This window comes from Magnetococcus marinus MC-1 (assembly GCF_000014865.1).
GTDB lineage: Bacteria > Pseudomonadota > Magnetococcia > Magnetococcales > Magnetococcaceae > Magnetococcus > Magnetococcus marinus.
The window spans coordinates 3,013,920-3,029,921 of the sequence record NC_008576.1; the positions used below are offsets into that span (position 1 = coordinate 3,013,920).

Annotated in this window: 10 protein-coding genes; 8 read left to right on the forward strand and 2 right to left on the reverse strand. The window is 54.9% G+C overall.

Going from position 1 to position 16,002, the window contains the following annotated elements; all coding sequences use genetic code 11:
* The first annotated feature begins 5 nt into the window (after positions 1 to 5).
* Positions 6 to 602, forward strand: a complete 597-nt coding sequence (locus tag MMC1_RS12160; RefSeq protein WP_011713994.1) for a hypothetical protein — start codon at positions 6 to 8, stop codon at positions 600 to 602.
* Between the two features lie 38 nt (positions 603 to 640).
* Here MMC1_RS12160 and cobU read toward each other — a convergent pair whose 3' ends face one another.
* Positions 641 to 1,159 (reverse strand): bifunctional adenosylcobinamide kinase/adenosylcobinamide-phosphate guanylyltransferase, encoded by a 519-nt coding sequence (cobU, locus tag MMC1_RS12165; protein ID WP_011713995.1) that lies wholly within the window; start codon positions 1,157 to 1,159, stop codon positions 641 to 643.
* 51 nt (positions 1,160 to 1,210) lie between these two features.
* Here cobU and MMC1_RS12170 point away from each other — a divergent pair, with 51 nt between their 5' ends.
* Genes MMC1_RS12170 through MMC1_RS12185 form a run of 4 tightly spaced genes read left to right on the forward strand, consistent with a single transcriptional unit; the run spans position 1,211 to position 6,550 of the window.
* Positions 1,211 to 2,164 (forward strand): DMT family transporter, encoded by a 954-nt coding sequence (locus tag MMC1_RS12170; protein WP_011713996.1) that lies wholly within the window; start codon positions 1,211 to 1,213, stop codon positions 2,162 to 2,164.
* A 33-nt stretch (positions 2,165 to 2,197) separates the two neighbouring features.
* Positions 2,198 to 4,201: a bifunctional tRNA (5-methylaminomethyl-2-thiouridine)(34)-methyltransferase MnmC2/FAD-dependent 5-carboxymethylaminomethyl-2-thiouridine(34) oxidoreductase MnmC1 gene (gene mnmC / locus MMC1_RS12175; RefSeq protein ID WP_011713997.1), complete on the forward strand. Its 2,004-nt coding sequence runs from the start codon at positions 2,198 to 2,200 to the stop codon at positions 4,199 to 4,201.
* A gap of 15 nt (positions 4,202 to 4,216) precedes the next feature.
* On the forward strand, positions 4,217 to 6,133 hold the full coding sequence (locus tag MMC1_RS12180) for a sensor histidine kinase (RefSeq protein WP_011713998.1): 1,917 nt from the start codon (positions 4,217 to 4,219) through the stop codon (positions 6,131 to 6,133).
* 60 nt (positions 6,134 to 6,193) lie between these two features.
* On the forward strand, positions 6,194 to 6,550 hold the full coding sequence (locus tag MMC1_RS12185; protein ID WP_011713999.1) for a hypothetical protein: 357 nt from the start codon (positions 6,194 to 6,196) through the stop codon (positions 6,548 to 6,550).
* Between the two features lie 169 nt (positions 6,551 to 6,719).
* Here MMC1_RS12185 and MMC1_RS20200 read toward each other — a convergent pair whose 3' ends face one another.
* Complete coding sequence (locus tag MMC1_RS20200) at positions 6,720 to 9,932, reverse strand: sensor domain-containing protein (RefSeq protein WP_011714000.1); 3,213 nt, start codon at positions 9,930 to 9,932, stop codon at positions 6,720 to 6,722.
* A 232-nt stretch (positions 9,933 to 10,164) separates the two neighbouring features.
* On the opposite strand from MMC1_RS20200, the gene MMC1_RS12195 reads away from it, so the two are divergent.
* From MMC1_RS12195 to MMC1_RS20205, 3 genes are all read left to right on the forward strand, one after another.
* Entirely contained in the window at positions 10,165 to 11,091 is a 927-nt protein-coding gene (locus MMC1_RS12195; RefSeq protein WP_011714001.1) for a hydrogen peroxide-inducible genes activator, read from the forward strand.
* Positions 11,092 to 11,508: 417 nt separating this feature from the next.
* The gene (locus tag MMC1_RS12200; RefSeq protein ID WP_143711423.1) at positions 11,509 to 12,468 is read left to right on the forward strand and encodes a substrate-binding domain-containing protein; all 960 of its coding nucleotides are present in this window, start codon (positions 11,509 to 11,511) and stop codon (positions 12,466 to 12,468) included.
* A complete protein-coding gene (locus MMC1_RS20205) occupies positions 12,468 to 16,001 on the forward strand; it encodes a PAS domain-containing sensor histidine kinase (RefSeq protein ID WP_011714003.1) in 3,534 nt (1,177 codons plus the stop codon). The genes MMC1_RS12200 and MMC1_RS20205 overlap by 1 nt, the downstream gene beginning before the upstream one ends.
* Position 16,002: the final 1 nt, after the last annotated feature.

The window sequence follows — 16,002 nt, forward strand, 5'->3', positions numbered from 1 at the left end:
ATGGTATGTCCAACACCGAAAACCGCTCTAATGATAATGAGGCCGTCTTTCAGATCAACATCGCCTACAGTGCGGAGGAGGATCGCCTCTTGCTGCGTCTGAACGATGCCCATAGCCATGAATACCGCTTTTGGATAACCCGTCATTTAATCATACGGGTCTGGCCAGCGCTGCTTAAATTTTTACGCCAATTTTCCACCGGCACCGCCACCGCCCTCACCCCCGAGGCCGAAGAGATGATGTTGGATTTTGCCCAACAAAGTGCCAATGAAAAGGTGGACTTTGAGCGTCAATATCGCGCAGACGCCAGCACCCTGCCCCTAGGGGATGCCCCCATTTTGGTCCACACCATCACCTTTACCCCCAAAGAAAAGCTGTTGGAGCTCTCTTTGCGCCCCAAAGTGGGGCTGGGTATGACCGTAAATATGGATGTAACCCTACTCCATGCGGTGTGCAAGTTGATCTTAACCCGCGTCAATCAAGTGGATTGGGGGGTAACCTTCTCCCTCAAGGATGAACCTTACCAACCCCAGCCGGACTCCCCGCCCCGCTCCACCCCGCCCTCCTTACCACCCGCGCCGGGCAGCGGGCAGCTACACTAAATCGGTGCCGAGCGGGTCGTTATGCGTCCTGTCTATATTCACCCTTTTAACACCAAGGGCAACCCCGCCACCGTCAGCACCACCCGCTCGGCCCGCGCCGCCACGGCTTGATGCAACGCGCCTGCGGCATCCACATAGCGCCGTGTCAAGGCCCCCATGGGCACCACGCCAAGGCCGCTTTCATTACTCACCATCACCACTTGCCCAGGCAACTCAGCCAGCACACGCAGCAGCGCCTGCTGCTCACGGGCCAGCGCCACACCCTGCTCATCGAGCATCAACAGGTTGCTTAACCACAGGGTCAAACAGTCCACCACCACAAACCGCTCTGCCGCCGCATGCTGCTGTAGTACGGCGGCCAACTGCACCGGCTCCTCCACCGTTTGCCAATGGGCGGGGCGCAAGGCCCGATGACGGGCGATGCGCTGCGCCATCTCAGCATCCTCATTGCGGGCGGTAGCGATCATCACCACCGGCCAACCACTCTGCTTGGCCCACTGCTCCGCAAGAGCGGTTTTACCAGAGCGTGCCCCCCCTAAAATCAGTCCAATTGCCACACCAATGCCCCTTCTCACAGGTATTCTTTGTTTTCCTCGATCAGGATCGGTATGGTAGCAACCATTGACCTCTTTCGAGTAACCACCATGTTCCCATCCACCGCGCTACAGGCCTATCTGGCACGCACCCTTAGCCCCAACGTGCGCGGGGCACTATGGCTGCTGCAAGCCGGGCTCTTTTTCTCCACCGTTGGGGCGCTGGTCAAATGGATCGGTAGCGATTTAGACGCCATGCAGATTGTCTTTTTGCGCTGCCTGTTTGGGATGCTGCTGCTCTTACCCCTGCTGCTGCGCAAAGGTGGTGCTATTCTACGCACCCAACGGCCACGCATCCATGCCGTACGAGCGGTGGTCGGCATTTTAGCCATGCTCACCACCTTTTATGCCTACGCCAACTTACCCTTGGCGGATGTCACCGCGCTCTCTTTCACCAACCCACTATTTATGATCCCCCTTGCGGTGCTTTTTTTGGGGGAATCCATTCACTGGCGGCGTTGGAGTGCCACCTTGGTGGGCTTTGCGGGCGTGGTGGTCATGTTGCGCCCTGGCGATGCCCCGTTTACTTTGGCTTTGTGGGCTGCCATCCTCAGCCCGCTGTTGATTGCCATGGTGCAGGTGTTGTTTAAACGCATGTCCAGCACCGAATCCACCCTGACCATTATTGGCCGTTATGCGGTTGCCTCTACCCTGCTGTCGTTGCCTTTAGCATTGGGGGTATGGCGCTGGCCCACTCTGGAGGCCCTGCTACTCATCGCCCTTGCCAGTGCGTTTGGCAATCTTGCTTCGGCCATGCTGGTATGGGCCTATAAGGTGGGCGAAGCCACCGCTATTGCCCCCTTTGATTATACCCGCCTTTTCTTCGCCACAGGGTTTGGCATTTGGATCTTTGACGAAACCACCTCGCTACACACATGGTTGGGGGCTGCCATTATTTTGGCCGCCACCCTCTATATTGTCCATCGGGATCGTTTGGACCGTTTGCCAAAAGCCATCGCTGTGGAATAATAGCGAGGCACCCTTTTCGACAAGGTAGGATTGATGAGTAAGCAGCAGGCCCCCAACACAACCGGCATCGGCACAGCCGACCTACAATGGCACAGCGATGAGACCCCCTATAGCCCCAGGTTTGACGACATTTACTACGCCCCCACCCATGGCGCAGAAGAGTCCACCCATGTCTTTTTAGAGGGGATCAACGCTCCGGCCTGCTGGCAACAACGCCCCCACTATACCCTGGCAGAGACGGGCTTTGGCACCGGTTTAAACTTTTTATTGACCCTTGATTTATGGCTGGCCACCGCCCCCGCCCATGGCCGCCTGCACTATATTGCCGTCGAAGCCTACCCCATGGATCAGGCCGCCCTCGCCCGCGCCCATGCGCCCTTTGCTTGGCTGGCACCGCACTCAGCCGCACTGGTGCAAGCGTGGCCCCCAGCGGTGGCCGGTTTTCACCAGCGCTCCCTCGCCCAAGGGCGCGTCACCCTTACCCTCTTGTTTGGTCCCGCCGCTTCGATGTTGGCCCAATTGAGCGCGACGGTCGATGGCTGGTATCTGGATGGTTTTGCCCCCAGCCGCAACCCAGAGATGTGGAGTGATACCCTGTTTGCTCAACTCTCCCGCCTAAGTCGGCTCGGCACTCGACTGGCCAGTTTTACCGTGGCCGGAACGGTTAAACGGGGGCTGCGTGCCCAGGGCTTTACCCTGCACAAAGCCCCAGGATTTGGTCAAAAACGGGAGTGTCTGCGGGGTGTTTTGGAAAATCCGCTCCCCCATAAACCCAATATTCCCCCTTGGTATGCCCCCCCCCAACGCAGCGAGCCTGTAAGCTCTGTCGCGATCATTGGTGCGGGCATTGCGGGGGCCGCCTGCGCTTACGCCTGCCGTCGGGCTGGCTTGCAGGTTACACTCTTTGAACGCCATGCCCAGCCAGGGGCCGAGGCCTCGGGCAATCCCTCGGGCCTGTTCAGTCCCCGCCTTACCGCAGGGGTAAGTCTGGATGGGCGCTTTCATGCCGCAGCCTATTTTCATGCCCTTGATCTCTATGCCCAACTGGCCCAACACACCCCAGAGATTTACCACCCAGGCCGTGGCTTGTTGCAGATGGCGGAGAGCGAGGCCGATGTCCAGCGTTTGCAGCAGGCCCTGTTTCACAGCGCATGGCCCCCCCAACATGCCCAATGGTGGGATGCCGCTACCGCCAGCCAACAGTTAGGCACGCCCCTGCCCCGTGGTGGCCTATGGCATGCTCAGGCGGGGGCGCTTAACCCCAGCGTTCTCTGTGCGGCACTGCTGGCCGATGTCACGGCGCACTACCAGACAGAGATCGTCCGTCTCGCCCCCCAGCCAGAAGGCTGGACGCTGCACACCGCCCAACGTCACTATGGGACATTTGATGCGGTGGTGATTGCCGCAGGGGCCACCGCCCCGCTGCTCTACCCTGAAGCGGAGATACCCAATACGGCGGTACAGGGGCAACTGAGTATTTTGCCTGCGGCCAACCCACTTAACCAACATGCCTTGGTGTTTGGTGGCTATCTTACCCCGCCCTATCAGGATGAGCAGGGGCAGCTCTGTCAGGTACTGGGCTCGACCTATCGACCATGGGACGATCTCAGTGACTGTTCTTGGTCGGAGTGCCAGCCCGAGGCGCACCAGCTCGTCTGGCAACAACTTAACGAAACCCTGCCCCAACTGGGTCAGCAGTGGTTAGGCCCCGCCCGCCAAGGACGGGCAGCCCTAAGGGCCGCCATGAAGGACCATTTTCCTCTGTTTGGCCCCCTCATAAATCCATCGGCATATCGAACCAATTATGCTACCCTGTACCAGGGCAAGCGGGTCTCCTTGGCGAAACCCGCTGTCTATATTGACGGACTTTATCTGATCGGCGGCTTGGGCTCACGCGGGCTACTCACAGCCCCCCTGTTTGGGGCGTGCATGGCAGCCCTCTTGAGCGGGGGACCGCTACCGCTGGAGGCCGATCTATGGTGCGCCGTACACCCAGCCCGCCTGCTGGTGCGCTCATTAAAAAAACCACCGCTTTAATGTAAAGGTTTAACCATGCAAGCCAAACCCACGCCGCGTGTCGTTACCTTTATCGGCATCTTCTTTCCCTTGATGCTGGCGGTCTCACTGCTCACCTATTTTCTCTATAAACTGGACAAGTTAGACCGTATCGCCCTCATCGAGAGCCACGCCCGCAACGAGGTTCACGCGCTGCGTAAGCTGGTGATGGCCGATCTTAAAGGCACCTATAGCGACCTGGATTTTTTGGTTAATTTAGACGCCTTGGGGGATTTTTTGGATGACCCCAGCGTGGCCAACCGCGCCCGTGTCAACCGCCTCTTCCAAGGCTTTGCCCAAGCCAAACAGCTCTACGACCAAGTGCGTTTTATTGACGATCAAGGCATGGAGGTTATCCGCATCAATTTTCAGGGGGGGCATGCCACTGTGGTCCCCCGGCAAGAGTTGCAGGATAAACATAACCGCTACTATTTCTTTAACAGCCTCGCCATAAACCGTGGTGAGGTCTATTTTTCACCCCTGGATCTCAATGTGGAACATGGCAAGGTCGAAGAGCCCTTTAAACCCATGTTACGCATCGGCACCCCATTGTATGACCGCAAAGGGGTAAAACGGGGGGTGGTGCTGCTCAACTACCTTGCCGACAACCTCTTAAAGCGCTTTTCCGAAACAGGCCAAGGAGTCTATAGCCGACCGCTATTGGTCAACCAAGATGGTTATTGGCTGATTGCCCCGACCCCAGAACAGGCATGGGGATTTATGTTTCCTGACCGACACCATCACCATATTGGCCAAACCTTTCCCATCGCTTGGAGCAATATGGGCCAAGATGATAGCAACACCATTGTGGGCAGCAATGGGATGTTTGTGTTTGATACCATCTATCCCCTGGAAAAACACAAAATCACTGCGGTTGCCGGTGGCGCAGACCCCCAACCGGGCAAGCTGCTTGAGCGCACCTATCATTGGAAAGTGATCTCCCATGTTCCCCAGCAGGAGCTACAGAGCATCTTTGACCATTTGCGCAACAGCATTTTCACCCTCTATGGGGTGGTGGTGTTTGTGATCACCACGGTGGCCTTGGTTATGGCGCAAAAACGCTATGCCGACCAGCGTGCCCGGCTGCACAGTGACACTCAATTAATGCAGCTGGATGTGGCCCGCAAAGAGTTGGTGCAGACCGAAAAAATGGCATCCTTGGGTCGATTGGTTGGGGGCTTCACCCACGAAATCAACACCCCCATAGGCATCGCTGTAGGGGCCTCATCACAGATCCATAATTTGCTCGACGAGATTCAGCAAATATTAGGGCAGGAAGAGGTCCACGAGCAGGAGCTATTGGATAAACTCAAAACGATGGATGAGGCGACCCTGCTGACAGAGAAAAACCTTGCCCGCGCCGCCAACATGATCGTGCGTTTTAAACGCACCTCAGCCGATCAAGCCTCGCTGGATGTTCGCAGCTTTAATGTCCGTCAAGCGGTGGATGATGTGGTGGGCAGCTTGCATAATCATTTTAAAAACACCCCTGTAGGGGTGCGCATTCAGTGCCATGAGCAGCTCATATTCCGGGGGATTCCTGGTATTTTAGAGCAGGTCATCACCAATCTACTGATCAACAGCTTGACCCATGCCTATGATAATGGCAAACAGTCGGGGGTGATCCAACTCAATCTTCAGTTGGCCACCGATGGCAGCTTGGAGATGCTGTTTGCCGATGATGGTGCAGGTATTGCCCACGAAACGATTGGGCGTATTTTTGAGCCCTTTTATACCACCCGCCGTCACCAGGGGGGTACTGGGTTAGGGCTCTACGTCTGTTATGATCTGGTGGTCAACCAATTAGGGGGTGATCTCCACTGTACCTCTGTGTTAGGGGAAGGAACCCAATTTACCATGCGCATGCCCCCCTTGGTCGATCCCATCTCCAGCGCGAGCCAAGAGAGCGCTTGAGGCGGCTCCTCCTTCTAACAAGAGACGGCCCCCTCACCCGATGCGGAAAGACACAGTGCCATGTTAGATGAAGTAACCCGTGGCCGTCAGTTGCAGCCAGATGGCACCCTGAAGCAGTGGTTTCAAAGTGGGGATATGGATCTCTTTATTTGGTCTCTGGCCGGTCAACTGGTCCGTTTTCAACTGGCTTATGATCGCACGCACAAGGAACGCGTGGTGGCTTGGCAGAGCCCTGGCCCACTTCGCCATTACCAAGTGGACGATGGCGAAGCCAGCCCCATCAAAAACCGCACCCCCCTCTTAACCCACAGCACCGCGCCAGCTTGGTCACAGATTGCGCAACGGTTACAGAGCCAAGCCCCGCCGCACAATGCCCCTTGGCTGGCACAAATTGTCACGATTTTGCAAAACCCTTAGTGGCACACAATTGGAGTTGGGGCAAGGAGGCTCACATCCCTGCTGTGTAACCCGCCCCCGTGAGCATGCGACAAGCCCTATCCTCGGACGAGAAAAAGGCTCGACGATCCCCCTATTTTACCCACACCGCACCGGCTCATCCCGATACACAGGACGCCCCCTAGCCCTACTAAACCTCGACCAATTTGCCCATTTCCACCGTCGGCGGCATCTTAATGCCATTGGGGTCTTTCAGCAGGCGCTCCAGATCCGTTTGCGGCAAAGGGCGGCTGAAATAGTAACCCTGTACCGTTTCACAGCCGCGCTCTTTTAAGAAGAGCACTTGCTCGGCTTTTTCAGCCCCTTCAGCCACCACATGCAGGTTGAGATCCTGGGCCATGGAGATAATGGCCGAGACAATCGCCGCATCATCCGAATCCACCCCCAAATCCCGGATGAATGATTGGTCAATTTTTAGGGTGTTGATGGGGAAACGCTTGAGATAACTTAGGGAAGAGTAGCCGGTACCAAAATCATCAATGGCCAACGTAACCCCCATATTACGGATCGCCACCAAGGTCTCAATACTCTTTTCCACATTGCCCATCATCATGCTTTCGGTAATTTCAAACTCCAACATGCTGGGGTCAATGGCGCTATTATTAAGGGTTTCAGAGATACTCTCTAACAGATTACGGCTCTGAAACTGCCGTGCCGAGAGGTTAACCGCCACGGTAAAAGGTTGCCCCAAATAGTCGGTAATGCGCTTGGCTTCGGCACAGGCGGTTTCTAAAATCCACAACCCCATGGGTACAATCAGGCCAGTCTCTTCGGCCACGGGGATAAACTCAACCGGGGAGATCATGCCCTTCTGTTTGTGTTGCCAACGTATCAGTGACTCAACTCCAGAGACCACCCCCCGTTGCAAATTCACTTTCGGCTGGTAATAGAGCACAAAATCCCGTTGCTCCAATGCGGTGTGCATCTCCTGTTCCAGAGCCAACCGTTTATTGCTGATGTTAGACATCTCTTCTGAATAGAAGCGATAGTTATTCACCCCTTGCTGTTTGGCCTGTCCCAGGGCGTTTTCCACGTGCCGCAGCAGGGTTTCGGCATCCTGCCCATCGGTTGGATAGAGTACAATCCCCATGGCGGTACGCAGCATAAGCTCATGGCCATTGACCAAAAAGGGCATAACAAACTGTTTGAGCAGGTTATTGGCCACACCTGTGATCTCACCCTCCTGTTTAAGGTCAACCAAGGTGATGGCAAAGGTATCGGCACCAATACGTGCCACAATATCCGACTCGCGCAAGCGCTCGACAATGCGCTCGGCCACTTGAATCAACAGACCATCCCCCACCCCATAACCGTAGCTCTCATTGATTAATTTAAAGCGGTTAAGGTCCAGCATCACCACCCCAACGTGGCGTTTATAGCGTTTGGCGGTGGTAATGGATTGGGTTAACCGTTCGTGGAACAGTGCCCGGTTGGGCAATTTGGTCAGGGGGTCATAATAGGCCAACCGCTCCATCTGCTCTTCTGTGGCTTTTTGGGTACTAATATCCACAAACACGCCGACAAAAAAGGCCGTCTCGCCATACTGGTTTAGCATGCGTCGCATGGTCATCCACTTGGGGTAGAGCTCACCATTTTTGCGCCGCTCCCACACCTCGCCCGACCAGCGTCCCTCCTGCAACAAGGATTGCCAAATGCGACTATAAAAGGCCTCACCCTGCTCTTCATTGTGCACCACTTGCGGATTTTGACCCATCACCTCATCCCGACTGAAACCGGTGATCTTGGTATAAGCGTGGTTCACATCAATAATGCGGTTGTTCACGTCGGTAATGATCACCGCGTCACTGGTGGTATCCAAAATATATTTGGCCAGATCCAGGTTTTCTTGGGTACGTTTAAGGTCGGTAATATCCTGCACCGTACCGGTCATGCGCACCGGTTCACCCGACGCCGAACGCTCCACATCGCCCAACTGCAATACGGTACGCACATTACCATCCGAGCGCACAATCCGGTGTTCCACGCGAAAAAACAGATCCGGCTCTTTAAGCACCCGCGCCACCATATCCCGCACCCGCTGGCGGTCGTCGGGGTGTACATGGTCCATATAGCTTTCAAAACTGGCACTCACATGGGCCCTGGGACGATGCAGCATGCGGTAGATCTCTTCGGACCAAAACTGCTCATCACCTTGTAAATTCCAACTCCAATAGCCCAGCCCCGCCAAACGTTGCGCACGATCCAGGTGGTGACGGCTCTCCAGCAATTTAAGCTCGGCCTGTTTTTGCTCACTAATATCCCAACAGGCCCCGATCAAATGAGCCTCGACCCCATGTTCGGGCATGCGCAACTCCCCCCGTAGGGAGAGGGTTTTTTGAACCCCAGCAACCGGTTGTGTACGACACTCCAGCTCAAAACGCAGTTGCTCGGTCAAACTCTCTTGACGACACTGCTCCAAACGTGCGCTATCTTCCCCATCAAACAGCGCCAAAAAGCCCTCCCAAGTACCATCAAACGCCCCTTTTGGCAAATCAAAGATCTGGTGCATGCCTTCGTCCCACTCCACCTTACCCGTGACCACATCCCACTCCCAAATGCCGATGCGAGAGGCCGCCATGGCCAAGCCCAGCCGGGCTTGGTAGCGTTCCAAGCCAGAGATGAGTGGCCCACCCACTTGCATAAACAGCCATCCACCGAACACCACCACCAAGGCAGACCCCAACAGCAGCCCCCAGGCAATGCGCAAAAACGGCTTACGCTGATAGGACAAACGGTAGTGAACCACCACCCCCCAGCCCAGATCAGGGACCGCCGTAAAGCCCATCAACGCCATTTCCCCATTCAAGTCCAAGGCAATTGCAGAGCCGGACTCACCCCTAAGGGCTTGCGCAAAAGGATGATCTTGATACTCTTTTAGGGGCAAGCGCCGCACGGATGTCTCCCTAAGGGCGCGTTCATCAAGCCGCACAAGGATCTCATCTTGCCCCATTTGCACCAGGTGGAGATAACCCAGCAGACGCTCACCGCCCTGTTCAGCCTGCAAGCGCGTGCGCAATTTATGCAACGCATCATTTTGGCGTACCCGCAGCTGTTCAGCGGCGGTTAGCCCCGCATAGCGGCTCGCATTCGCGTTTTGCTGGCGCAGCGCATACTCCTGCGAGGTAAGTTGCAGTGAGAGCGCGAGCTGTCGCGCAGATTCCAAAAGGTGCTGTTGGGTATCGTTTAAGGCTTTGAGATAGAGCGTGTAGGTAATGATGCCACCGACGAGGATCACCAACGCCACCATGATCGTCATCATGGCAAAAATACGGTGTGCAGCCGACCACTCGTGGATCAACCTAACCACCCCTGAACGTTGCCCATCCACCGTTTGGCTCTCCACAAAACGCCCCTTACTTCTGAGAGGATAGGCAAGCGCCCTACCCTAATAATGCACGGTTCAACCCAACGCAACCCGCGCCACTGGCGGCCATGATCGTAACACAACCTATCGTACATTACAGCAGAGCCAGCCAACACAAAAGCAAACAATGGTTGACGCCGAGGGAACAAGCGCGTCACCATACACCAAGCCGAGCGTAAAAGCCCATGTTTAGCCCCTAAACGAGCCAACGATGAACCTAAACCAGCTACGCTTTATTGATGCCGTCGCCCGTACCCGCCACTTTGGCCGGGCCGCTAAAGCATGCCATGTCTCTCAACCAACCTTGAGCATCGGTATCCGCAAGCTGGAGGAGGAGTTGGGGGTTATCCTCTTTGAGCGCAGCCGTAGCGAAGTGCGACCCACGGAAAATAGTTTGGAAATCCTTACCCAGGCACGCTTGATTGTAGAGTCTGCCAACCATATAAAAGAGTTAGGCAAAAGCCGCCGCGACCCCCTGCAAGGCCCCTTACGCCTCGGCATCATCAACACCATTGGCCCCTATCTGCTACCCACCCTTATTCCCCACTGTCAGGCCGCCGCCCCAGGGATGACCCTGCTTATTGAAGAGGAGCACACCGACACCTTGATCGCCCATCTAAAAGCAGGCACCCTGGATCTGCTGCTCATTGCGCGGGAGTGTGCCGAACCCGGACTGGCGGTTACCCCCCTCTATCGGGAACCCTTTCGAGTAACCGTACCGAGCAACCACCCCTGGGCCAACCGCAGCAGCATCGCCGGTCATGAGTTGGATCAGCAACCCCTCTTATTACTACGTCGTGGTCACTGTTTACGGGATCAAATTATTAATCTATGCCCCACCTATAACACCCCAGACAGTGACCCTAACGGTCTTTCATCGGTCCTGGAGAGCAGCTCCTTAGAGACCATCCGCCATATGGTAGCAGGCGGGGCTGGCATCACCGTGCTGCCCAGCACGGTGGCGGATTCACCCTTTTCTCACCAGGATACCTTACGCCATATCCCCTTTGCCGAGCCTGCCCCCTATCGTACCGTCAGTCTTGTCTGGCGACGTACCTTTAGCCGACAACCTGCGGTGGCACTGCTGGCCAGTTTGGTTAAAAACATGCCTTTGCCGGGGGTGCATGTCATCCCTTAATGGCGCAGCTCCCCCAAAGTAGCCTCACCACACCCCACCAACGCAGGGCAACGGTCACTGGCCGCGATCCTAAAGATAAAACGCCTGCTGCTGGTGTCGAGCATGGGGAATGAGCGCGCGACAGAGCCAACCCTGGACCCCAACGGGGCCACGGGTCGGCTTTTTTTGCTGCTGCTTTAGGAAAAATGCCCATTGTCCTGTGAGATTTGCTAGACTTTCGGAAGGGGGTGATCCGACACAAGCAACCGCTCTGTGGCCCAGACGGGCAGAGGCTTTGACAAGACAGCTCATGTGTTGAATAAACGCCTAGACCGTCCCTGTAAGGCCAACCAAGCCGGGCGATCCCTCTCTGCCCAATGGGGCGCAAGTCGCGTCTTCATTAACCCTATTTTTGACAGAAAATACGTGTTAACGGCCATGTTTATTAACATTCCAGGATGGCGAATCTCCCGCCCTATGCGCACCCTACCCGCCATTGTCATGATGACTCTCTACGCATTGGCGGGCTTGGCCCACGCCCAGCAACCCCCTTGGCGGGTCGGTTTTTGCCAAGACACCCTGGATATTCCCTGGCGTGCAGCCCAGGCTATGACGTTTAGCCAAACCCTACAAACGGACAAACGGTTTCAGGTTATCCTCTCCGATGCCAAAGGCAATACCACCCAACAGGCCATTGATTTGGAGCATATGGTCGAACGCGGGGTGCATGTGCTGGTAACCAGCCCGCGGGATGGTGCTGTGCTTACCCCTGTCATCTCAAACATCTATCGCCAAGGGGTGCCCGTGGTCTTATTGTCCCGACGCACCTTGGATGAAAATTTTACAACCTTTATTGCCCCGGATGATGCAGAAATTGGTCGCCAAGCGGCGCGTTATTTATCAAAACGCCTCAATGAAAAGGGTAAAATTCTTGTTATTCAAGGCCTCGGTAGCGCTTCCACAACCCAGCAGCGCACCGTCGGCTTTATACAAGAGCTCTCTTTACATCCGCACATGCAGATTGTTGCCCAACCCTTTGCCAATTATAAAAAAGAGATGGCTATCTTAATTATGGAGTCTATCCTGGCCCAAAAGCTCCCCTTTGATGCCATTTATGTCCACTCCGACGCGATGGCTTTGGGGGCCATTTTGGCTTTAAAACGAGCGGGCATTGATCCCACAAAGTTACCGATTGTCAGTATAGATTACACCCGCGCTGGGCGAGAGTCCCTCCGGAAAGGGGAGATTGATGCGATTTTCACCTATCCAAACGGGGTTAAACAGGGGATAACCGCGGTTAAACGCATCCTAGCAGGACAGCCTGTCAACAAATTTCAAACTGTGCCTTCCACTCTGGTGACCCAGGAGAATATCAACACCCTGGAACCGGTCTTTTGATGCTCATGGACATCAAACGTATCCTACTCTCTGCATGGTTGCTTGCTTCGCTTTTGCTGCTCCTGATTGTGGGCCTGCTTTTTCATCGTTTTATCCAGCATGAATTTAACCGGCGAGCTGAACAACACCTCCAATTTGCGCAACAGTTTTTATTGGATGAGTTAGGGCAACGCCGCAAGGATTTACAGCAACGGGCAGCCAGTTTGGCACAGTCGCCCAATATCAGCGGCCCGATGCATCTCATCAACCGTTACGAAGACCCAACGCGCCGCGAAACATTGGTTTTTGACCAAGAAAAAGAGCAACTTATACATGAGGTACTCAAGCATATTCATGATTTAAACAACATCTTGGTGGTGCTGTATGATACCAAACAGCGCCCCATTGTGTGGATCAACCGTGAACAAACCAAAACCTCGGTCGGCTACCGGGGTTTTGGTCCTGATGGCGCGATCAATCTAACCCTTCAGCGCCCCGAGCAACCATCACCACCACCGCAGCGCGATCTTGCCGGGTTGTCACACTGGCTGAGCAAGCACCCCCTCTACCACCTGATCCATTTTGACCAGGAGATTGCTCAAGCCGAGCTTAGCCCCATGCTCTGGCAAAGCAAGGGTGGCGAGCCCAAACAGGCTGGTACACTCCTGTTAATTTCCCGTTTGGATGAGCATTTTACCAACCATATTCAACTTCGTACCCACACCCAGGTGCAGCTCTTACACCACAATAGCACCCTTAACCAGAAACAAACCGGTACGCACCCTTTTCAAAAATTGGACCTTCAACAGGCTTTGACGAAGAGCCTGGATCTCAGCCAACTTAGCAGCGTTCCAGCAAGCGGACACAGCCATTGGATTGATCATGCTGACGCGCGATTATCGCTGCTCCACGCCCCCCTGGATAATGGCGACTTGGCGCTCTTTGGGTTTGCCTTGCCCAAGGAGCAAATTAGCACCAGCTTTATGGCTTTTCAGGGGGCTGCCGCGCTGGGTGGAGGCTTAACAGCCCTCATGTTAATACCCCTAGGATGGTGGTTTATCCGCCGCCAATTGGTCAGCCCCTTACACACCCTTTTGCACGAGATTCAACAGTTTCATCAAGAAGGCCGCATACCACCCCGGCAGATCCGTTATGGTGCCAGCGAGTTCCGCACATTAACGCTAGAGTTTCGCACCCTGGCGCACTCGATCATTGAGCGTGAAAAACGGTTACGCACCCTCTCTACTGGACTGGAGCAAGCCCCGATATCGGTGCTTATTAGTGACACCCAAGGCAACATTGAGTATGTTAACCCCTATTTTGAGCAGCTTACCGGCTATTATTCCCATGAGGTGTTAGGCAAAAATCCCAATCTGCTTAAATCCGATCTCAATCCCCCTGAACTGTTTCGTGATCTATGGCGTACCATCTCTGCGGGGGCCCCTTGGCGCGGCGAGTTCATTAACCGCAAAAAAAATGGCGCCCTGCACTGGCAAATGGCCCACATTGCGCCGGTGTTGGATAATGACGGGCAGATTACCCACTTTATCGCCTTGAGCGAAGAGATAACCGCCCGCAAACAAGCAGATGCCGCCCTTAACGAGAGCAATGAACGTTTTCGCACGTTAGCCCAGGTCTCGCCAGTGGGTATTTTCCAGACCGATCATGATGGCGAATATATCTATGTCAACACAACCTGGGAGAGCATTACCGGCACCACCTCCCCTCAAGCGCTCAGCAGTCAGTGGGACATTCATCTCCATCCAGATGATCAACCCCGGGTTCAACAGCGCTGGCAGGAGACGGTGCTCCATGGCAACGCTTTTCATGAAGAGTATCGTTTTCTACGTGGGGATGGCACCATTCGCTGGGTGATCGGCTCAGCAGCCCCCCAACGGGACCCTGACAGGGTGATTCAAGGTTTTGTGGGTACCTTAACCGACATTACCGAGCGTAAGCAGATGGAGTTGGAGCTGGGCAAGGAGCGTGCTTTACTACGCTCCTTAATCGACTCCATTCCTGATCTCATTTTTTACAAACGGGCGGATGGCACCTACATGGGATGTAACCGCGCCTTTGAACTGTTTTGCAAACGTCCCGAGGCCGCCCTTATCGGCCATACCGACCAAGCCCTCTTTAGCCCAGAGCTGGCCCAACTGCTCAAATCGGGGGATGAGCTGGTCATCAACAAAAATAGCTGCTTTAGCCACGAAGCCACGGGGCTGTTTGGGGATGGCCACCAAGTACCCTTTCTCATTCAAAAGTCACCCATGCATGGTTACCAAGGGGAGCTATTGGGATTAATCGGGGTGGCGCGGGACATCACCCAACGACTGCGTGTTGAGCAGGAGCTGCAACAGGCCAAAGAGGATGCCGAAGCAGCCAACCGCAGCAAGTCGGAATTTTTGGCAGCCATGAGCCATGAAATCCGTACCCCGATGAATGTGGTGATCGGCATGGGGGAGATTTTATTGGAAACCCCGTTAAATGCCGAACAGACCCGCTATATCAACAGCATGCAACACGCCGGGGATGCCCTACTGGAGTTGATTGACAATATCCTAGACCTCTCAAAAATCGAGGCCGGGCGCATGACCTTAGAAGAGCGCGCCTTCAGGTTGGATACCATGGTCATTAGCATTACCGATTTTTTCCGGCTCCAAGCGCTTAACCATAATCTTAGCCTTGTGGTGGAGATTGCACCGGAACTTGAGCAACAGTATGTGCTGGGGGATGCCGGCCGGGTGCGTCAGGTGCTGTATAATCTGCTGGGTAACGCACTTAAATTTACGGAAGAAGGGGGAGTCTCTCTCCATTTAAGCCTTGATGCAAACCAGCATATTCATACCCGTGTGAGCGATACAGGTATCGGCATTGCCCCCCAGCAGTTGGAGCGTATTTTTGATAATTTTACGCAGGAGGATTCCAGCGTCACCCGACGTTTTGGGGGAACAGGACTGGGTTTAGCGATCTGCCGTCGTTTTACGGAGCTGATGGGGGGTAGGATCTGGGTTGAAAGTATTGAGGGACAAGGCAGCACTTTTCACATGACGCTGCCCCTGGTACTAAGCCACACGCCCTTGCATGAAACACCGACTACGGCTGTTATCACCCCCTATAATCAAGGCATTGTAGAAGCACCGTGCGCGTTTACCCCAGAGCATCCGCAACGTCCGCTCTCCATTTTGCTGGTGGAGGATTCTGAGGACAATCGCACCTTGTTCAAAGCCTTTTTACAGCACACCCCCCACGCCCTCGTGATGGTCGAAAATGGGGCCGATGCGCTAGAGCGGGTTATTGTGGAGCGCTTTGATCTCATCTTTATGGATATGCAGATGCCCATCATGGATGGCTATAGCGCCACACGTGCCATACGCCAATGGGAGCAGCAACGGGGCGTGCCACCACACATTATCTACGCCCTAACGGCTCATGCCCTGAGCGGAGATCGGGAACGCAGTCTGCAAGCAGGCTGTGACGACCACCTAACCAAACCCATTAAAAAGCGTAAATTGTTGGAGATTATTCAACAACACGCCCAGCCCGTCGAGTGAG